We start from the raw sequence: 21244 nt of genomic DNA on the forward strand, positions 1-21244 counted from the left end.
GCGGACTGAAGTCCGAACGCTCAAACCAATCAGGGTTTTTTCCCAATTTTGTCTGAATTTGATATGATATCTAAAATCTAAAATCTAAAATCTAAAATGGCATTACCTCCAGGCACTTTCAGTTTACCGCTAATTGGTGATACCCTCAACTTTTTGCAAGATTCCCAATTCGCCAAAAAACGACACCAGCAGTACGGGCCAATTTTCAAAACCAGCATCTTCGGACAGCCTACCGTGTTTGTGTCCGGCTCAGAGGCGAATTTGTTTGTTTTAAGCCATGAAAATCAATATTTTGTTATGAGTTGGCCTCCGAGCATGAAAGCGCTTTTAGGGCCGCTTTCCTTGGCGCTGCAAACGGGTTCGGAACATCAAAATCGGCGCAAGCTGCTGTACCAAGCGTTTCAACCGCGAGCTCTGGCGGGCTACATCGGCGGGATGGAAGATATCACTGGGCGCTACTTGGAAAGATGGACGCAGATGAGCGAGTTTGCGTGGTATCCCGAACTGAGAAATTATACTTTTGATGTTGCTAGTAAGTTGTTAGTTGGGATTGATGCTGGTTCGGAGACGGCGCTGGGACATTATTTTGAAACTTGGTGCGAGGGTTTATTTTCGATTGCTTTAGATGTGCCGTGGACTAAGTTTGGAAAGGCGAAAAAGTGCCGAAATTTACTGTTATTAGAACTTGAAAAGATTATTCGCGATCGCCAACAAGATATGGGAGAAGGGAATGATGCTTTGAGTTTGCTGATTTCGGCTCGCGACGATGACGGAAACAATTTGAGTTTGGAGGAGTTGAAAGATCAAGTGCTGCTGCTGTTGTTTGCGGGACACGAGACTTTGACTTCGGCGATCGCCTCTTTTTGCCTTCTCCTAGCTCAAAACCCCGATGTGATGGCAAAAGTTCGCGCGGAACAACAGCAGTTTTCGGCAACTGAACCGCTAGACTTGGAACAGCTCAAACAAATGACTTATTTGGAGCAGGTGATGCGAGAAGTGCTGCGGTTGGTTCCGCCGGTGGGAGGCGGTTTTCGGCGGGTAATTCAGGCTTGCGAGTTCGGCGGCTACGAAATTCCCCAGGGTTGGAGCGTGCTTTACGAAATCAATCAGACCCATCAGGATAGCTCAGTTTATCCCGAACCCGATCGCTTTGACCCCGATCGATTTAGTTTAGAGCGATCGACAAATGCTAAACCTTTCAGTTACGTGCCCTTCGGCGGCGGTTTGCGGGAATGTTTGGGGAAAGAATTCGCGCGGTTAGAGATGAAACTGTTTGTGGCGAGGATGGTTCGGGAGTGCGAATGGGATTTGTTACCGGATCAAGATTTGAATTTAATCCGAGTACCGACTCCACACCCGCGTGACGGTTTGCGAGTGAAGTTCCGGCAAAAAATTGCAGGTTCGTAATATTCGTAGGGTGCGTCAGTGTGGGATGTTTCAATCATCACTAAAAATCTGATAAGTGACGCACAGGTTCGTAGTGAGGACTTTAGTCCGCAACCAGAAGGACTAAAGTCCTCACTACAAACAGGTTCGTAGTGAGGACTTTAGTCCGCAACCAGAAGGACTAAAGTCCTCACTACAAACTTTATGATGGTTGTGCGATCGCCTACAATATTACAACTCCATCGGCCCCAAATACTTAGTTAAATAAGGCGAAAACACCTCATAAATCAGCGTCAGCGGCTTACCGTGATGCCAAAACAAATAGTGTCGCCCCCAAAAAGGCCCCGACTCTTGAAAAGCAGCCTCCAAAGCCACCGACTCACCGCAATAAATACCTTGCACATCGCGATACAATTCTGTCCGCAGCCGCGCTAAACTCGCCCAAATTGGCAAAGATTTATTTTCCAAATATTCATCTACGTGACTCGCTTCCCACCAAGAAGTCGCGTAGGCGAGGCGCTGTCCCGAAGCAGTCCGCAGCCACACTTGGCGGCGCAGGCGCGGCCCGGGAACCGCGACAATTTGTGGCGGCGCGCCGTCTGCATCCTCACCCACTAAGGACATATCGATCACATCTACTTCTGTGGGTTCCCCTGTCAGCAGTTGCAGGTGACGGGTGGGGGAACCGTCGCCGAGGAGCAGTATTTGCCATGCCGGTGCTAGCTTGGTGTGGGGTAAACCCTTCTGTACTGCGTCTTCTGCTCCTTCCCACAGGGGGTTGAGAGCGTGCCAGGTTTGGCTGTTTTTTGGTGTAAATGTTGCAGTCAAGGGTCTTTACAAAACTTAATTTTTTGTTTATTATAACGCTTCTGCAATCTACAGTTTAAATCTGTTTAGAAACGGGTTCTCCGGCCCGTTCCACAATAAAATTGAGTTTTTGTGGAACAGGCATCTTGCCTGTTTTGAGAATGTTACGGGCTCTCCGGTCCGTTCCACAATAAAATTGAGTTTTTGTGGAACAGGCATCTTGCCTGTTTTTGAGAATGTTACAACATCTCAGTTAAATCCATTACCCAATCCGTTGCCGAACTTCTTTGCCCTATATGTTACGAATAACCGAAATAAAACTTCCCCTCGATCATCCTGAAGATGCGATCGCCAGCGCCCTTCTCAAAAAGCTGCAAATTCCCCCCGCAGAATTGCTCAGCTATACCATCTTCAAACGCAGCTACGACGCTCGCAAAAAAGCCGAAATTGTTCTTGTGTATATTGTGGATGTGGAGACAACACAGGAAAAGCAACTTCTCCAACGCTTCAAAAAAGACCCTCATGTCATGGTAACGCCAGACACGAGTTATCGCAACGTAGCGCAAGCCTCCAGCAATTTGACGGTTCGCCCCATCGTGATCGGTACGGGGCCTTGCGGTATGTTTGCAGGGCTGATGCTGGCACAAATGGGGTTTCGCCCCATCCTTTTGGAACGCGGCAAAGCTGTGCGCGATCGCACCGCTGACACCTTTGGATTTTGGAAGAAAAAAGCAGAATTCAACCCAGAATCTAACGCCCAGTTTGGCGAAGGTGGTGCGGGAACTTTTTCCGATGGCAAACTCTACAGTCAAGTAAAAGATCCTCAGCATTACGGGCGCAAGGTGCTGACAGAACTTGTGAAGGCGGGTGCTTCACCGGAAATTTTATATATTAATAAGCCGCATATTGGGACATTAAAATTAGTAGGAATTGTCCAAAATATGCGGGCAAGAATTGAATCATTAGGCGGCGAGATTCGGTTTCAAACTCGCGTGGAAGATATTCACATCGAAAATGGCAAAGTGCAGGGAATTACCACCGCCAGCGGAGAATATATTGCTAGTAATTATATAGTTTTGGCGGTGGGACACAGCGCCCGCGATACTTTTGAAATGTTATTTTCGCGCGGCGTTTACATCGAGGCTAAACCTTTTTCGATTGGTTTTCGGGTGGAACATCCGCAGAAGCTAATCGATCGCTGTCGTTTTGGCGATCGGGCGGGCCACAAACTTTTGGGTGCCGCCGATTACAAACTGGTGCACCATTGCCAAAACAATCGTTCTGTGTACAGTTTCTGTATGTGTCCCGGCGGTTTGGTAGTGGCGGCGGCGTCAGAACCGGGGCGAGTTGTCACTAATGGGATGAGTCAATATTCTCGCAACGAACGCAATGCTAACAGCGGCATTGTCGTGGGTATCACGCCGGAGGATTATCCCGGTCATCCCTTGGCGGGAATTGAGTTTCAGCGCCGCTTAGAAGAACGCGCATTTGAGTTAGGAGGAAGCACTTACAACGCGCCTGGGCAGCTTGTGGGTGATTTTTTGGCGAATCGCCCTTCGACGGCCCTAGGCGCTGTGCAGCCGTCTTATACGCCGGGTGTTGTGATGACTGATTTGAGCGAAAGTTTGCCGGATTTTGCGATCGCAGCCATCCGCGAAGCACTGCCGGCCTTTGACAAACAAATTAAAGGATTTGCGATGGATGATGCGGTTTTGACAGGGGTGGAAACGCGCACTTCTTCACCAATTCGGATCGAGCGCAAGGAGGATTATCAGAGTTTGAATACAGAAGGCCTTTATCCTGCTGGGGAAGGTGCGGGATATGCGGGTGGAATCCTGTCAGCGGGGATTGATGGGATTAAGGTGGCGGAGGCGGTTGCTTTGAGTATATTGCGATCTTCAAATCACAAAGTTTGAGGTAGGATTAACTAAGATTTTGCACAATGTCAATTAGCCTTTTATGAACGGGCAAGATGCCTGTTCCACAAAGATTAAATTTCTTGTGGAACAGGCATCTTGCCTGTTGCTGTTGATTTAACATCTCAGATCAACCTACTGCAAATTCGGTGTATTGTCGGACATGAGGTGCATGATAGGCTAGCACAATTTCCTGGGATGGGACGCCTCGTGCTATTAATTGATTGGCGATCGCCTCTTCAGTCCCGTCATGCTGCACCCAAATTTTCCCATCTTTAATATCCACATGGATTATGCAGCCATAAATGCGAGTGTTACTATCTTTCCAGCCCACATGAACAAGTTGATATCGATCGCTGATTAGATCGAAAATCGTCTCGCTGGCAACTGGATCGTGAGGCGATCGCCTTCCGGCCCGTTCAGTTAGCAACTCCTTAATATGTTGACGATACAAACTTACTTTATCCATTCAGAAATCTCCTGTTTTTCGGTGTCGTAAACTAAAAGTGGAATTTGATTGCGTTCAATTACCGTTTGAATAAATGAGTATTTGAAAAATTTTCTGTGAATACCTAATGGAATTGCCAAGTAAAGAATTCTCTCTGGATCGTCAAATTCTAATGCAATCCGATAGTTAATAAATTGTCCCACTGCGGTATGAAACTCTGAAATAGTCGATGGTGCCAAAAACGTTTTGATTTCAACAGCAATTTTTTCATGATCCTTTGTCGCTGCTAATAACTGTTCTGCACCCAGATCGATATAAAAATCAACAAATCCGAGATCGATATGATAAGGGTCATCGGTAATTGTCCAACCCTGATTTTCGAGGGCAGTTTTGACGAGTTCGTGAAACTTATCTTTAGCTGGCATATTTAAACAGTAGCTAATTGCGATCGAATTTGAGTATCCGTATATTCCGGTGTCCAACCGACCGTGGTGGTAAAATAGCGCACAGCTTTAACTTTCCGGGCTGCTGTCAAATAAAACCAGTGTTCCGTATTCGCTGGTACGTTGATAAATTCTTCGGGCTGTACAGTCACTTCTACTTGACTACCGTCGGGACGCACAAAACCGAAAATTCCTTCTCCTGCTACAATGTAGCGCACTTCATCGTCAGCGTGAATGTGACACTTATCAAATTTGGACAGCAGAACATCGAGATTAGGAACGTCTGGGTGGAGTACAATTAAGTCGCGTGACTGATAGCCTGCGCTTTCCTTGAGTTGTTGAAAGTAGCCGTCGAGGGCTTGTAGCACTTGCTCTTTTTGATTGTCGTCGATCGCATCGAGAGCCAGCAATTCCCGAATTTCTGGGTTGTCACCCACAGCCCAGCGCTTGAGTTGAATGTTTAAGGGAGCGAGTTCGCGGGTAATGTCGCTGTGTTGAGTGTAGGTTGTACCGTTTTCGAGTCGCAGGATAGCCATTTTTGCACGTTCCTATTTTTGATTAACAGACACAGCGAAAGACGCTTGTCGATCGCGCCTGTACAAGAATCACTATTTTAACTTAATTTGAATAGGCTCTCCGGCCTGTTCCACAAGAGTTCAATATTTGTCACAATAGGATGGATAAGTCAGCCGCCAGCTAGCAGTCGCAGCGATCGGCAATACTGATATATTTAATGTAACTTTTGCAACAACTATGCCTACTTATACTGGAATTTCTAGCGAAGCTTTTCAGCATCCCCTCGATCGCCAAGCCGAGGCCGCATTGCGGAGCGTACCTGGATTTGACTTAATTGCCAGCAAATTTGTAGAGTTTGTCTACGAACGACCGCAATTCGTTTACCTAATGGGAAATAGCATACAAGTCGGGCCGCGCCAATATGCCAGCATCTATCATATTTTTCGAGAGTGCGTGCAAGATTTAGATATTTTCCCCGAACCGGGTTTGTTTGTGTCTCAGAATCCCGCCGTTAACAGCTATGCTCTCGGAAAAAACCAGCCCTACATAGTTTTAAATACAGGTCTTTTAGATTTGTTGGATGAGGCAGAAATCAAGGTAGTGCTGGCTCACGAGTTGGGACACATCAAATGCGGCCATCCAACTTTAAATCAAATGGCGATGTGGGCGATGAGCATCGCCTCGACAATTGGCGAGATGACTTTTGGACTGGGAAATATTGTCGGCAGCGGTTTAATTTTTGCTTTTTACGAGTGGCGGCGCAAGGCTGAATTATCGGCTGACAGGGCGGCTTTGTTGGTGATGGATGACTTGAACACTGTGATGAAAACGATGATGAAACTTTCGGGAGTTAGCAGTAAATATGCTGACCAATGCAGTTTGCAAGAGTTTATCCGCCAGTCTGACAAGTATCAAGATCTCGATCGCGACAATCTCAACCAAGTGTATAAATTTTTACTTTACAACGGTGGCCAAGGGGTGATGCTGAGTCACCCTTTCCCGGTGGAAAGGCTGCGGTATTTGCGAGATTGGGCGACTTCCGAGGAATACCGGCAAATTAAGCTAGGGAATTACAAGCGGGCTGTGGCTGAGGGTGCGGTTGATGTGAAGTCTCAGACGCCTAACAGCGAGACGGAGGCTTTGCGCCGTCAGATTGAAGAATTGCAGCGGGAGATCGATCGGCAAAAATCAAAGCAAAAATAAGTTGAGGATGTGCCGCAAGCACCTTGCGGCTGTCATTAGCACCTTCAACCACTGTTTGAGTAAGTCTGGGAAAATTCACCGGATTTGGGGAAGGGAAGAAAGTAGAAGGAAGACAGGCTGCGGAGCTCCCATCTGGCTACATCCGAATTATATTTCAGTGCGAGCCTCCCGCTCGCGAGAGTTGGCAGACGAAACGGGCTTCCAATCTAAAAACTGTCCTCTGCTTTCTGAAATCTGTTTCTCAGAAGGTGTAGTTTAAATCAAGATAAGTTTATAACTCAACCGGGCTAGGAAAAAAATGATTATTGATAAACCAATGAATACTAACCAACCAACTTCTAATTTTTTCGGCAATGTGGGAAAAGTTGCGATCGCCCTAACTGTGCTCGCCGCCGGCATGGCATTTACAAATCCTCCGAGAGATAAATACCTAACTTATGCTTCCGGCGTGCTTCAAACCGAGTTGGAAAGCACTGTGTGCAAGGATTCTAGCGTTCCCAAAGCTTTGAGCGGCGTTGCACAGACTCTGATCGGGAGTTGCAAAAATTTGCTGACTTCGCAGCGCGGATCGATCGAACACTTGCTCGACAATACAACGGAACGCCAGAACTTAGGCATTGTCAGCATTTACACAACTCAACTAGGTAAAAAAAGCTATCAAACGGTTGGAGCTTTTGGCAATTTCGTTACCGTCCCACCTGGTTCGGCAAATGCTGAAAAGTAATGTCAAATTAAGTTAAATTATAGAAACCGGGCTTGCGATCGAACCCGGTTTTTACTTACTAGAAATAATTGGTTTAAGGCCGGAACCTTTGTAGGGATAAATTAAAATTAGACTATTAGACCTATTGCAAAAAACAATCTATTCTATAATTAATAGTTAGCATTTTATTATGCTAGTTTTAGCAGCAGGTACGTAGTTGCGCTTCAGCGCTCTTTCCGAGATCCAAAAAGAGCGCTTTCATCGCAACTACGTACCTAAATTTAATAGACATCTTGCCAAAAAGATATCTGCGATCATTAAAGATTTATAGCAATCCTAAATGATTGATGAAGATTGGTAGCGGTAGTGGATGGTGCGTGCCTACCACCTATCTATCGGGGCAACCTGGATCTTTAAGAGCAACTACAAAAATTATCCAAATGATGGGAAGACTACTATATTATAAAAATATTAAGTTTTATTAAACACGAAAAGTTATCGTCCCACTTACTATTAAAATAAATAAGATAAATTTTTATGTTTGACAAATAAGCAGATGGCTATGCAATTAAGTAAGGGTGAGAGATTTAATCTCTCTCAAGAAGCACCGGATTTAAAAAAAATGGCGATCGCCCTCGGTTGGCAGGTAACGGAGGCGGGACAAAGCTACGATATTGATGTTTCTGCATTTATGCTAGGTTCTGACGGCAAATTACCTAACGATCAATATTTTATCTTTTACAATAATCTGCAATCCTCTGATGGTTCCGTACTGCAATCGATTCCTGCAAACAGCCCAGGTAAAGAAAATAAGACTATTTACGGCGTTATCTTAGAAAAAGTTAATCCGGAAATTGTGGAAATAACTTTTGTTGTGACTATTCACGAAGCTGAGAAAATTAATGCAAATTTTAGCAATATCAGAAATAGTTTTATCAAAATTGTCAATTTGGATACGGGAGTCGAACTTGTTCGGTATGAATTAACAGAGAATTTTACGCAAGAAACGGCTCTAGAATTTGGTCGTTTGTATAGAAAGAATGGAGAGTGGAGATTTCAGGCGGTAGGAGCAGGATATCAAGCTGGATTAAAGAGTTTTGTTGACAAGTATTGTAGCTGAAATAGCAATAATTTAGAAACCGGGTTTTGTAGAAAGCCCGGTTTTTACTTACGTAATTATATCTACGTAATTAGAACTAAGTAAATCTCAATAAATCCAGATACAGGCAGCACCTATTGTTAATCAAGCCCGCTCTTAAAATCCTAACATTAAATTTTATTAAGCAAAAAACTTATTGTGTCATTTAATATTAACATGAACACTATAAAGTTTTATGTTTAACAAATAAGCAGATGGCAATGCAGTTAAGTAAGGGTCAGAGCTTTAATATCTCTCAAGAAGCGCCGGATTTAAAAAAAATGGCGATCGCCATCGGTTGGCAGGTGACAGAGGCAGGACAAAGCTACGAGATTGATGTCTCTGCTTTTATGCTAGGTGCTGACGGCAAAGTACCTAACGATCAATATTTTATCTTTTACAATAATCTGCAATCCTGTGACGGTTCGGTACTGCAATCGATTCCTGCAAACAACAACCCCGGTCACAAAAATAAGACTATTTACGGCGTTATCTTAGAAAAAGTTAATCCGGAAATTGTGGAAATAACTTTTGCTGTCACTATTCACGAAGCAGATAAAATTAATGCAAGTTTTAGCAATATCAGAAATAGTTTTATCAAAATTAGCAATTTGGATACGGGACTTGAACTGGTTCGGTATCAATTAAAAGAGAATTTTTCGCGAGAAAATGCTTTAGAATTAGGTCGTTTGTATAGAAAAAATGGAGAGTGGAAATTTCAGGCTGTAGGACAAGGATATCAAGCCGGATTGCAGAGTTTTGTTGACAAGTATTGTAGCGGAAATAGCAGTAATATTGCTCCAATTACTAACGAGTTGGCAGCGGGAACAGCAGGAGATGATTTGCAGTTGCCGGCTTGGGATTTGGAGGTGGAGTCAGAAGCGGAAACTTCCGGGGAGACGGGGAGTCGGCTGCGATCGCCAATTAACAATCAAGTTAATTCCCCAAGCCGCAAAATACCGCTAGCTTTAGCGGCAAGTTTAGGGGTTTTGGTTTTGGGGACAGGTGCAGGTGCGATCGCCTTTATGCGATCGGGAAATGAAACGCTCCAGCAAGCGAAAATACTGGCAGTTGAGGCGCAGAATGCAGCAAAAGCAACCGATGTCAATCTGCTCAGAAGTTTCGATAAACGACTTAAAGATACGATCGCAAATTTAGAGAAAATTCCTAACTTCCCCGGCTTTGGGTATCAACAGGCGAGAGTTGATTTGCTGACACTGCGATCGAGTTTGGTTCCTGTAGGGCGAAATTTACAGGCGGCAGAAAGTCTAGAAAAAGCTCAAAAAGTGGCGGTGGAAGCTGCTGTACTCGTGCAAAAACCGCCTCATCCTATGGAAGTTTGGCATCAGTCTCAAAATAAATGGCAACAGGCGATCGCACTTTTAGAAGCGATCGACTCACGTACACCTGTTTATAATCTAGCTCAAAATAAGTTATCTAGTTACCGCGCCAATCGCGCTATTATCGGTCAAAGAGTGGCGATCGCTCAAAAAGCCACGAACTTCAGCAACCAAGGTTCTTTGAAAATTCAAAAGGGAGATGTTCCCGGGGCGATCGCAAATTTCAATCAGGCTTTAGGGCTGAATCCCAACATACCTCAAGCTTATCTCGGATTGGGAATTGCGAGTTCAAAACAGGGAAACAAGCAGCAGGCAATTTACCATTACGATCGAGCGCTGCAATTTAATCCTAACTTGGCAGAAGCTTATTTCGGTCGCGGTCAAGCATACTATGAATTGGGAAATAAACAAAAGGCGATCGGCAGCTATGAACAAGCGATTCGCATTAATCCAGATTATGGTTTGGCTTATTTGGAACGAGGTGCTATTCGCTGTATGTTGGGAACTAAATCGCAAGCAGTAGCAGACTTTAACCAAGCTGGAGAACTTTTTTCAAAGCAGGGAGACGGCAATAATTACCAATTAGCAAAAAACTTTATTAATGAGTGTAAAGAACCAACTGCACAGGCTGTAATCTGCGATTATCGAAGGAATATCGACTCGTTGGGGCGACGCTGCGGTGGTTCTGTGAATGTGCCGATTATAGTTAGAAAGAAATCCGCCAGCAGTGCCTCAAACTCTGACTCTACTGAGATTAAAAGCAATAGCAGCGATGCCCGAGTATCCCCGGAAGATTCCGATAGCAGCAGCACAAAAACTCGCCGCCGGAGAAGAAGTAAAAGGTAAACTTCAGTCGCGTTAGTTAATAGATGCCAAAATGTGCTGGTAAGCATCGATGGTTTGTCGGGCGATCGCCTCCCAGTTATAATACTTTTTGGCATAAGCTTGCGCGTTAAAGCCCCTGCGCTGCCTTTCCGGTGGTGACAGGAGTGCTGATGCGATCGCGCGGGCGATCGCCCCTACCTCCAGAGGCGCAACCCAACCCGCTTCTGCTTGCTGGATGTCATCGGAAATATAAACGCGATCGGAAATAACAACAGGTACACCCGCAGCCATCGCTTCTGCAACAGCAATACCAAAGTTTTCGTAATAAGAAGGCAACACAAATAAGTCAGCTTTTCTCAACAGTGCAATTTTTGAATCACCGCTAACAAAACCCGTTATTGTCGTAAATTTTCCTAAGCTTGAATTTTGTATTTGTTCTTTAATCTTACTTTCATAATCGGCATCTTGTGGATTGGAACCTGCTAAAATAAACTGAAAGTTTATGCCATTCTTTAAAATAGTTTCTAGTGCCGAAATCAGCAATTCTAATCCTTTTTTAGGCTCAATTCGCGACAAAAATAATATGATTGGTATTTCCGAATCAGGCAATATTTTAGGGTACAAATCTGCCGTCACCCCCAATGGAATAACCAAATCTTGTGGCAAAAAATCCTGTGACACAGGCATCTTGCCTGTGCTATCTAATGGCAAAAAATCCTGTGAAACAGGCATCTTGCCTGTGCTATCCAAACCAAACCTTTCTGAAATTTTAGCTTCTTGTTTGCTAGTAAAATGAATTGCTGCCGCACCTGCTAAATTAGGGCGTTCTAAGATTGCCGCATAAATCTGTTTTAAGAACTTTTTTTTCTGCAAGTCTGCGGGGTCAAGCATACCGCAGGGACGCATAATATAGGGTAACTTGTGATACCTGGCAATTGTAGCAGCAAAAGTAGTTACTGGCGAGAACAAAGCGTGAATGTGAGCGAGGTCAAATTGCCGCGCATTTTGATTTAACCACTGCAATAACGAGAGTGAAAACTTATATCTGCGGAAGGGAGAACAGCGGAAGTAAATAATCTGATAGCCGTTTTGTTTTATGGGTTGATTTAAGGGTACATCTAAGGGATGTTGACCGATATCTCCGTTAGAATCTGTAGTGATAATTGTGACATCAATGCCTTGGGAAGCGAGGGCAGCAGAAAGTCCCAGTACCATTTGACTCGGGCCGCCGTAGACGAGCGAAATTGAGGGGATAATTTGAAGGATTCGCATGATTAGCCGTTGCCTTAGTTGCGGTAGCTGGTTATGTTATTATATAAAAAATTGCAAATTTTGCACCTTATACCAATTTAGGCGATCGGAGGCACGTTATGCTGATTGGATTCAGCGCCGGCAACTATAAATCTTTTAAAGAAACTGTCACCCTCAGCATGGTAGCTTCGTCAATCACGGAGGAAGACAAAGAGCTGGACGAAAATAATGTATTTGTAATTGACCGTAAATTAAAATTGCTTAAAAGTGCTGCTATTTATGGAGCCAATGCCAGCGGCAAAAGCAATCTTGTTGCTGCTATTAGCTTTATGAAATGGTTTGTCCTCAACTCATCCAAAGAAACGCAAGTTTCAGAGGCGATCGATATTGAGGCGTTCAGGCTAAGCACAGAGACAGAAAAAGAGCCATCCTTCTTTGAAATCGTTTTCCTGCTAGAAGGCAAAAATTTTAGGTATGGTTTTGAGGTGAACGCTGAGCAGGTTGTTTCTGAGTGGTTGTTTCAAACTGACGATCGTGCAGAAAAAATGCTTTTTGAACGGGATTTTGACAATTTTATATTAGATGATTTTCCGGAGGGGCAAGGTATTAGCGATAAAACCCGAAGCAATGCTTTATTTATTTCTGTTGTTGCACAATTTAATGGTAAACTTTCTGGCAAAATTCTGCTGTGGTTCAGTAAAACTTTGCAATTGATATCAGGCTTGCAAGATAGGCAATACCGCAAGGAAACTTTAGAGTCTTTTGAGAACGATCGCCACAGGCATGATATTATTGAATTCATCAAAAAATTAGACTTGGGTATTGCTGATATCGAAATCACAAATCAACCTGTATTTATTATTTCCAATAATACAGCATTATATGGTAATTCCTACGGTAGTTTATATCCTATTTCTGAAAGCAAACCAACCGTGAAAACAGTTCATCGGAAATATGATGCTGACGGTAAGCAGACTGCTATAGAAATATTCGATATTGAAAAGCATGAGTCTGAGGGAACAAACAAATTGTTTGCATTAGCAGGGCTGCTTCTCGATACTTTGAGGATAGGAAAGATTTTATTCATAGATGAACTTGATGCCCGACTACATCCGTTGATTACTCGCGAATTAATCTGCTTATTCAATTCTAACGAGACTAATCCGCACAACGCACAGCTTATATTTACGACACACGACACAAACTTGCTCAGTAGCAAGACTTTTCGCAAGGATCAAGTATGGTTTACTGAAAAGGATAACAAGGGCGCTACTGATTTGTATTCTTTGGTAGAGTATAAAGTAGGAAAAGATGCCTCATTTGAAGACGATTATATTATCGGTAAGTATGGCGCTATCCCTTTTATTGGTAATTTCAAAGAACTAATAGGTTAACTTGATGAGTAAAAAGAGTTCATCTCGAAGCAAGATTGATTACTACAATCGAAAAGATAAAAGTAGAAGATGGTTTTTAATAGTGTGTGAAGGTGAGAAAACAGAACCAAACTATTTTAAAAAATTTTCGGTAGATGCAAGGGTAATCAACCTTGATATCAAGGGAGAAGGGAAAAACACGAGGAGTTTAGTTGAAAAAGCTATTGAGTTAAAAAATAAGTCAGAATACGACGGAAGCGATCGATTTTGGTGTGTGTTAGATCGCGATATTAACGGTAAAAATTCTAACGACGCGCAAAATTTTAATGCAGCTATGACTCTTGCCAAAAATAACGAGATTAAAGTAGCATACTCCAATGATGCTTTTGAACTTTGGTATTTACTACATTTCCATTTTTATAATACTGGAATTTCTCGCAAGGATTATCAAAATATGTTGACAAAGTTGCTGGGACACGAGTATCAGAAAAACAGCGAGACGATTTACGAGGAACTGAAAAGCAAACAGCAGGATGCGATTAAACACGCAAAAAAGCTTTTATTGGAATACAATCGCCCTAATCCTGAAAGTGATAATCCTTCAACAACAGTGCATCTGCTAGTGGAAGAACTTAATAGTTTTATTCCTAAGAGTTGATGAATTTTGACACGATATACCTTAAATATACTTGGTATTAGCACAATTTGACTTCTTCTCATGAGTCTGTGTGTCCCATAGGCGAGATAAAATTTATCCGATCGGGCTAACCCAAGGGTGTTGTGATACGATCGAGCAAGATTAATCATGCAGAATACCAAAAATGACTGTTCATTTTTAAGTAACTTTAGGAGTTGAATCAAAAATGGCTAAACAATCTCTGTTACTGATGCCGATCGCAATTTCGATGTTAGCCGCCATTAGTTATCCGACAACCAATGCAGCCGCTACCGCCGAAGTACCGCCATTACAGCCAACAGCATCAGCTATAACCGTCGCACAGAATCCCATTCCCAGGGACACCAATAAACAGCTTCCTGACGTGCCAGCGAAGCTACAAGTGCCTGCTGGTAATGCTTTGATCTCCCAAATATCAGCCAAAGGCGTACAAATTTACGTGTGTCAAGCCAAAACGGGCGATCGCACTCAATTTGAATGGACATTAAAAGCACCGGAAGCTGATTTATTTAGTGCAAGTGGCGCATTAGTTGGCAAACATTACGGTGGCCCAACTTGGGAGTATACTAAAGACAAGAGTAAAGTCGTTGGCGAAGTAAAAGAACGTGTTGATTCGCCCGATCGCACTACCATTCCTTGGGTGCTACTAAGTGCCAAAAGCAATGAAGGTAACGGCTTATTTAGCAAAGTTACCTATATCCAGCGGGTAAATACTAAAGGTGGTAAAGCCCCAGCTACCGGATGCGATTCCTCAAAACAAAATAGCACTGTCCGTGTGGATTACACGGCAGATTACTACTTCTTTACTGCCAATAAGTAATACGCTTGTTAAAAGGTTTTACGGGTGCATCTCAATGGAAGCAAATATATTTGTAGGGGCGAAGCATGACCTCCATGAATATAAGATTATAACTAATAACTTATATGCGGTCATGCTTCTTCAGGCTTCAAAAACCAGATACACCCGGACTTCGGACTTCAGTCATTTCTTGGATGCGGACTAAAGTCCTCACTACGAACCGTAAAGCAAAAGTGAGATGCTCCCGGTTTTGCTGCAAAAGAAGTGTTTGGTTTATTTGCACGAATCCTTGAATAATCCAGGTGCGTCGCTATGAGATTGTTAATATGTAGTTAGGACTTTTTGATGCGACACACCCTAGGACTTCTACCTTCTACTGCAAAAGTTGTTTGTAAAAATCTAATAACTGCTCAGCTAAAGCTTGATTTGTATAATTGCTCATGGCTCTATGATAACCCCGATCGCCCAAATCAGCAGCAAAATCCCGCCCTTCCATCAATTGCTGCAAACAATCGCGCAAAATCCCTGCATTTCCCTCCGGGAAGACTAACCCCGCATCGCCGATAACGTGGGGAATTTCCCCGCAATCGGAACCGATAACCGGAATTTTACACGCCATCGCTTCAATTAAAACATGACCGAATTGTTCTTTCCAGCCCACGGTAGTCAAAGTTTTGAATTTATAGCTGGTTTGCGAGGGCAATACCAAACAGTTCATTAAGTTAATGTAGGGGGGTATTGCTTCGTGGGAAACGCTTTCTACCCAGATAATTCTGTCGCTGATGCCCCATTCTCTACATTTTTGTTCGAGGTGCGATCGCAATTTTCCTTGTCCTACCAACAGCCACTTCCAAGAGCGTTCTTTCAACCCTGCCAATGATTCAGCTAAAGTTAGCAGTCCTTTTTCTTCTACAAATCGCCCTACAAATCCTACCACAAAATCGGTCGGTTTAATGCCAAATTTTATGGACAACTCAATATCTTTAGCAGCAGGGACAAACAATTTTTCATCTACTCCCAGTTGGGGCATTACTGCCATCGCACCTCTGTAGCCCCGCTGGTGCAAAATTTTAGATCCGTCTAGGTTGCCTGCAATAATGCCGTCGGTATTCTGAAGATTGCAATTTTCTAATACGGAAATAGGCCATTTCAATTCATAGGATAGGTTCCACCAGGTAAATAATATATTTTTGGCTTGGAGTTTGAGCAATTTGTTGAGTATAATTAATTGGCTGTAGGCTAGGGATTTTGAACCTTGTTCGACTTGGATGATCTGCGGCTTGAATTCCTGTAAAAGTCTAATTATATCTGTGCCAAATGTTAGCAAGCCTTGATTGTTTTGACTGAAATTCGAGATGGGAACTATTTTAAATGAGTCTTCTTGATAAAATTCGGTTTCGATGATTTTATTTTGTACGCCTCCGGGTTTCCATCGTCGCGGAACTACAATTGTTACTTCAATATCGGGTTCTAGGTTGGCTAATATTTTGAATTTTTCCCGATTTATGTCAACTATATAGGTATGGCTGGCAACCAAAATTCTCATTTTTTAACGAGCGAGCATTAGCTAGCAATTAGTAGTTAGATTTGTTTGTAGTAAGGACTTTAGTCCTTCTTGACTAAACGCTGGAGAGAGGACTGAAGTCCTCACTACGAACTTAGATAAAGATTGTTTGTAGTAAGGACTTTAGTCCTTCTTGACTAAACACTGAAGAGAGGACTGAAGTCCTCACTACGAACTTAGATAAAGATTGAATTAATTATAAGTTGGTGCGATCTTGATTGGTGTAAATTTGTCCGTCAGTCCACAGAGATTTGATGAGTGTGATGATAGCGCTAATCAAGCCGAGGATATAAAAGGTAAGTCGAATAATGATTTTAATGGGCGATCGGCTTTTATGACAAGGCGGATTCCCCAAAACGTGGCAGTCAAAGAGTTTGGCGAAAAATCGCAGGCATTGAAAGGGTGTTAAATTTTTCAATCCCATGAGGAAGTGGTTGTGATAAAAAGTGATTTGATATTCGATCGATCGCGTGCTGACATCGTGACATCCGCCGCTCTCCTCCGCCAAGTGAACTAAACAGGCACTGGGATCGTACCAAATTTTCATGTTAGTCGATCGCAATCTCAAACAAAAATCCGACTCCTCCCGCACCGCACTCCCTACAAACCGCTCGTCAAACGTCAAACCCCACTCGGCAAAAACTGAGGAGCGAAACGACATATTGCAGCCTCTAGCCGACAGCACCTGCTGCGGTTTTACTGTATGCACCAAATCGATAAAATACCAAGCAATACCCGCATCCATCGCTTCTGGGGGCAAAAAGTCGATCGTCAAATCGCCTCCAGAATTACCCAGTTTCATTCTGTCAAACACCCTACCCGCCACACATCCCACATCCGGTTTTGCTAAATAATTGCCAGCATGAGCCGCCAAAAAACCATCCGGCAATTGTACATCATCATCAATAAATAAAATAATCTCTCCCACAGCGCGCCGCACAGCATAATTTCGAGCTCCCGGTAAACTCGCCCAATCTACCGGAAACCACCGAATTTTCCCCGCAGTTGCCAATTCCTCTAAATAAACTTGAGTTTCCGATTCGTGAGTGCGAGTTTGATCGATTACCAGCACTTCAAAATTCGGGTAATTTTGCCGAATCGCGTCAGCCAATGTCTCGCGCAGGGGTTGCTCGCGGTTGTAGGTAGGTATCACAACAGAAATCATCATTTGCAGTTGCCGCTTTAATTATTTCTCTAAACGCCAAAGCCAGACATCGCCCGGTTTATAAATTGGCGTGATTTTATATTTTTGCACTTTTTCTAGTTCAAATCGCAATAGCTCGGTGCTTCTGTAGAGAAATACATCGCTGAAACCCTCAGGAATTTTAACTTGCTCGGGTTTCACTGCGAGCAAAAGCTCTACTTGCGGCTTCAGTAAATAGCTGACAGACAGTATTTTTCCGGTGATGTTGTTGCCTCCGTGACAGATTACTAACGGTTTTTTTGATTGATTCACAATCGCGGCTATTGAGGGATTATATTTGGTGCTAGAAGGATACTTGTTCCACCAAAGTTGGGACTGTGAACTGACGGCACAAGAAACTATTTCACTCGATATTAGGGCTATTAAACCGAGCTGCCAGAGTTTTTGTTTTCGGGGATTGGTGGCTGCTGAAATTTTAGCGGTGAACAGGTAGGCAACAGCTAGCTGGATTCCTAAAATATAGGGAACTAGATAGCGATCGGCAACACCTCCCACTGCTATCAATAATATCGCTGTAATTCCGATCTCTGTCAAGACAAACAGCCAAACTCCTTTGGGACTTGAGTAGCAAAGCAAGTAGATTGAATGTACAACAGCTAATATCAATAGAATAGCTACAATTAGTCTTATTATTAAATCAGTGGTATTGCTGGAACCTAATTTGATGATTCCACCCGCCCAATGGATGTCAATTAAATTGCGACAGGTGATAATAATTAAAGGTTTAAGTGAAGATATAGCCGACAAAGAAAGATGGGGCAAGCCTACTGTTGCAGCGACTTTTGGCGAGTTATAAACTAATACAAAAATCCAAGGAGCGAAAATGAGTGTTGCTGCCGCTGAAGCTAGTAAATAAGCAATTAATGTTTGGCGAAAACGCAAATTTTCAGTTATAATTACGTAGATACCGTGGGCTAATATTACTAAAAAAAATAATAAACTACAATACAGTCCTACAGTCAGGGCGATCGCATAAATCAACCAAACGGCTTTGCTCAATTTAGATGTGGATTTAAATGTAGATTTAAATGTGGCGGGAGATTTTTGTAGGGCGATCGCCCGCAGCAGAATGGCGTTTGACAGCAAGACGAGGACAGCAAACATCATGTACGGCCTTGCCTCTTGCGCGTACAAGACGTGAAAAGGCGATACAGCCATGATTGTCACAGCCATCCATCCCGCACGTCGAGAGCGAAATAATTCCCAGCACAGCCAATAAACGCTCGGAAAAATCAACAAACTCATCCAAGCGGAAAGACTTCTGACAGTCGCCACTTGCGGGCCGAACCACTGCACCCAAAATCTGGCTAAAATAAAATATAGCGGCGGTAGTTGAGGTTCTTCTGTTGCTAAACCTTTAACAGTATCCAACCAACTTTTTTCGGGATTTATCTGCTGGTATTTCCGCTGCAAATCTTGAACGCTAATTATTTTCCCTTGAAAATCTTGCTGCACCATTTCCGTCCAGGTGTAGCCAGAAATTCGCAGCGAGGTGATAGATTCGTCGAAGGAGTAGACTTTGCGATCGAGGTTTGTAAAGCGAAAAAATATCCCAGTTATTAATATGATGACAATTAAAAACTTTAACCAAATTCGATGCACGCGCCCATTTTTTATTGATTTGGTTTTCATAAAATCAGCAGAAATGGGGAAATGAAGAAAGAAGGATTCAGTTCTTTAGTCGAGAGGTAATAAGGATGAGGTAATAAGAATGAGAAAGTGGTTTCAATATTCCCTATATTTCTCTAGAGGGAATCGGTGTCAACTACCAGGCTAAAATCCTTCATAAATGTCGCTTTTAGCAGAGCCTAGATCCCCCCTAACCCCCCTTAATAAGGGGGGGACAAGAGTATTCTCTTTCGTCAACCCCTACTCCCCAACAACCAGGGGGAGTAGGGGGTATGCGAGGGAGATCGGGCAAGAGGCGATCGACTAGAGATACAAAGCATTTCACACTTAAGTTAACACTTTATTCTTCCTTCTTCCCTCTTCCTTCTTCCTTCTTCCTTCTTCCTTCTTCCTTCAGATAGCGATGTGTTGCTGAACGGCTAAGACTAAATTTTCAGTCCAGAAATTAGCCAAGTCGGCGCTGGCAGCTTCCACCATAACTCTGATTAGCGGTTCAGTGCCAGAAGCGCGAACTAAAATCCGTCCCTGTTCTCCCATGGCAGTTTTAGCGCGATCGATCGCCTTTTGCATTGGTTCGCACTCGTGCCATTTTAGGCGTTTTTCGCGATCGTCCACCCGCACATTTACCAACAACTGCGGATATGTTTGGAAACTGTCGCTGACCAATTGTGACAAAGATTCCCCGGACTCGCGCACCAGCGAAGCCATATGCAAAGCTGTCAGCAAACCGTCGCCACTGATACCGAAATGCGGACAAAGAATGTGGCCCGACTGTTCGCCGCCCAACATCGCACCAGTGCGCTCCATTTCAGCATGAACGTGCTGATCTCCGACGTTCGTTCTAGTTAGTTTGCCCCCCAATTCTTCCCAAGCTCGCTGGAAGCCGAGGTTAGCCATTACAGTAGAAATAATTAAATTATCGGGTAACTGTTTGGAGGCCCGCAATTGACGGCCCCACAGATAAAGAATGTAATCGCCGTCAATCGATCGCCCTTTGTTGTCAACACCCAAAACTCGATCGGCATCGCCGTCAAAAGCAAATCCCAAATCAGCATTGTGTTCCAAAACCGCCGCTTGCAAAATGTCGAGATGAGTAGAACCGCAGTTAACATTAATGCGAGATCCATCAGGAGAATTGTGCAAACAGATAACATCCGCCCCCATTTGCTCGAATACCGCCGGCGCCAAACCAGCAGCCGCCCCCCAAGCCAAATCCAAAACCACCCGCATTCCGCGCAAATTCAGCTCTTGCAGCGAACCTGAGAGAGAAGCAGCATAATCTTTAATCAACTCCGGGCGGTGGTAGTGATGCCCCAAAGCCAAGCTAGCAACCGGAACCTTGGCCCCTCGGATTCCCGCTTCGATTTGTTCCTGCAAATGCTGAGACAGCTTTGAGCCGTTGGGGCCGAAAAACTTAATCCCATTGTCTTCTGGGGGATTGTGGCTAGCCGAAATCATTACTCCGCCCACAGACTGCGAAATGCTTGCCAGATAAGCAACACAGGGAGTAGGGCACAATCCCAAATTCCACACTTCCAAACCGGCGGCTGTCAAACCAGCCGACAGTGCCATAGCCAGCATATCGCTGGAATTTCTGCTGTCTTGTCCCAAAATCACAGGGCCCTGGTTGGGGGCATTTTGGCGCAGAACTTGCCCAGCCCAGAATCCAACTTGCAGCGCTAGGGGTGCAGTCAGCAATTCTCCAACTTTCCCGCGAATTCCGTCTGTGCCGAAAAGTTTTGTATTTGGTAGGGAGAGGGTATTTCCCAGCAAAATCGTATCGCGTTTGACTGGTTGTACCGAGTTAGTAGCCGAAAACTCGCTGCCGCGATGGCGCGAAGGTGTCTGAACCATATTCACTCCTTTAGGAATATTCACACTCACACTTTGCAGGTTAACAGAGAAAGAGTCAAATCAATACTTTCAGCCCTTCCCAACCTGATTTCTATCACGACTCTAGCAAAGCAGCCATTTTAGGCGCTTTCTAGCCCTTACTGTGACTCGTTTACCTACCTCCAGTGTC

At 43.8% G+C, this 21244-nt stretch carries 18 protein-coding genes; 9 read left to right on the plus strand and 9 right to left on the minus strand.

The genetic code is table 11. The annotated features are described in order from the left end of the window. The first annotated feature begins 96 nt into the window (after positions 1–96). The gene (locus tag JGK39_RS18055) at positions 97–1407 is read left to right on the plus strand and encodes a cytochrome P450 (protein WP_293257598.1); all 1311 of its coding nucleotides are present in this window, start codon (positions 97–99) and stop codon (positions 1405–1407) included. 210 nt (positions 1408–1617) lie between these two features. Here JGK39_RS18055 and JGK39_RS18060 read toward each other — a convergent pair whose 3' ends face one another. Then, complete coding sequence (locus JGK39_RS18060; RefSeq protein WP_293190420.1) at positions 1618–2214, minus strand: chorismate lyase; 597 nt, start codon at positions 2212–2214, stop codon at positions 1618–1620. A gap of 275 nt (positions 2215–2489) precedes the next feature. Between JGK39_RS18060 and JGK39_RS18065 the strand changes: the two genes are divergently transcribed. After that, a complete protein-coding gene (locus JGK39_RS18065; protein ID WP_293257601.1) occupies positions 2490–4109 on the plus strand; it encodes an NAD(P)/FAD-dependent oxidoreductase in 1620 nt (539 codons plus the stop codon). A 130-nt stretch (positions 4110–4239) separates the two neighbouring features. Here the strand turns inward: JGK39_RS18065 and JGK39_RS18070 are convergent, their stop codons facing one another. Genes JGK39_RS18070 through JGK39_RS18080 form a run of 3 tightly spaced genes read right to left on the minus strand, consistent with a single transcriptional unit; the run spans position 4240 to position 5536 of the window. After that, positions 4240–4578, minus strand: a complete 339-nt coding sequence (locus JGK39_RS18070; protein ID WP_293257604.1) for a XisI protein — start codon at positions 4576–4578, stop codon at positions 4240–4242. Then, positions 4566–4982: a XisH family protein gene (locus JGK39_RS18075; RefSeq protein WP_293257608.1), complete on the minus strand. Its 417-nt coding sequence runs from the start codon at positions 4980–4982 to the stop codon at positions 4566–4568. The genes JGK39_RS18070 and JGK39_RS18075 overlap by 13 nt, the downstream gene beginning before the upstream one ends. Positions 4983–4984: 2 nt before the next feature. Beyond that, positions 4985–5536: a cupin domain-containing protein gene (locus JGK39_RS18080; RefSeq protein WP_293257611.1), complete on the minus strand. Its 552-nt coding sequence runs from the start codon at positions 5534–5536 to the stop codon at positions 4985–4987. Positions 5537–5753: 217 nt separating this feature from the next. Between JGK39_RS18080 and JGK39_RS18085 the strand changes: the two genes are divergently transcribed. The 4 genes from JGK39_RS18085 (at position 5754) to JGK39_RS18100 (ending at position 10746) form a co-directional block, all read left to right on the plus strand. Continuing rightward, on the plus strand, positions 5754–6719 hold the full coding sequence (locus JGK39_RS18085; RefSeq protein WP_293296991.1) for a M48 family metallopeptidase: 966 nt from the start codon (positions 5754–5756) through the stop codon (positions 6717–6719). A 316-nt stretch (positions 6720–7035) separates the two neighbouring features. Then, positions 7036–7443, plus strand: a complete 408-nt coding sequence (locus JGK39_RS18090; protein ID WP_293296993.1) for a DUF4359 domain-containing protein — start codon at positions 7036–7038, stop codon at positions 7441–7443. Positions 7444–7984: 541 nt separating this feature from the next. Next, complete coding sequence (locus tag JGK39_RS18095) at positions 7985–8542, plus strand: TerD family protein (protein ID WP_293257620.1); 558 nt, start codon at positions 7985–7987, stop codon at positions 8540–8542. A gap of 239 nt (positions 8543–8781) precedes the next feature. Further along, a complete protein-coding gene (locus JGK39_RS18100; protein ID WP_293257623.1) occupies positions 8782–10746 on the plus strand; it encodes a TerD family protein in 1965 nt (654 codons plus the stop codon). Positions 10747–10758: 12 nt separating this feature from the next. On the opposite strand, the gene hpsP is transcribed toward JGK39_RS18100, so the two are convergent. After that, entirely contained in the window at positions 10759–11997 is a 1239-nt protein-coding gene (gene hpsP / locus JGK39_RS18105) for a hormogonium polysaccharide biosynthesis glycosyltransferase HpsP (RefSeq protein ID WP_293257626.1), read from the minus strand. Positions 11998–12095: 98 nt separating this feature from the next. Between hpsP and JGK39_RS18110 the strand changes: the two genes are divergently transcribed. From JGK39_RS18110 to JGK39_RS18120, 3 genes are all read left to right on the plus strand, one after another. Then, complete coding sequence (locus JGK39_RS18110; protein WP_293296995.1) at positions 12096–13370, plus strand: ATP-binding protein; 1275 nt, start codon at positions 12096–12098, stop codon at positions 13368–13370. Positions 13371–13374: 4 nt separating this feature from the next. Beyond that, positions 13375–14007, plus strand: a complete 633-nt coding sequence (locus JGK39_RS18115) for an RloB family protein (RefSeq protein ID WP_293257635.1) — start codon at positions 13375–13377, stop codon at positions 14005–14007. A gap of 205 nt (positions 14008–14212) precedes the next feature. Further along, positions 14213–14845, plus strand: coding sequence for a DUF3455 domain-containing protein (locus JGK39_RS18120; RefSeq protein WP_293257638.1), 633 nt, complete (start codon positions 14213–14215; stop codon positions 14843–14845). Positions 14846–15197: 352 nt separating this feature from the next. Here the strand turns inward: JGK39_RS18120 and hpsO are convergent, their stop codons facing one another. From hpsO to glmM, 4 genes are all read right to left on the minus strand, one after another. Beyond that, positions 15198–16370, minus strand: coding sequence for a hormogonium polysaccharide biosynthesis glycosyltransferase HpsO (hpsO, locus tag JGK39_RS18125; RefSeq protein WP_293257641.1), 1173 nt, complete (start codon positions 16368–16370; stop codon positions 15198–15200). Positions 16371–16584: 214 nt separating this feature from the next. Continuing rightward, positions 16585–17556: a hormogonium polysaccharide biosynthesis glycosyltransferase HpsN gene (gene hpsN / locus JGK39_RS18130; protein ID WP_293257644.1), complete on the minus strand. Its 972-nt coding sequence runs from the start codon at positions 17554–17556 to the stop codon at positions 16585–16587. Between the two features lie 18 nt (positions 17557–17574). Further along, on the minus strand, positions 17575–19224 hold the full coding sequence (locus tag JGK39_RS18135) for a glycosyltransferase family 39 protein (protein WP_293257647.1): 1650 nt from the start codon (positions 19222–19224) through the stop codon (positions 17575–17577). A gap of 390 nt (positions 19225–19614) precedes the next feature. Beyond that, on the minus strand, positions 19615–21075 hold the full coding sequence (glmM, locus tag JGK39_RS18140; RefSeq protein WP_293257650.1) for a phosphoglucosamine mutase: 1461 nt from the start codon (positions 21073–21075) through the stop codon (positions 19615–19617). Positions 21076–21244 lie beyond the last annotated feature (169 nt).

The sequence above is a fragment of the Microcoleus sp. PH2017_12_PCY_D_A genome (genome assembly GCF_020738565.1).
GTDB lineage: Bacteria > Cyanobacteriota > Cyanobacteriia > Cyanobacteriales > Microcoleaceae > Microcoleus.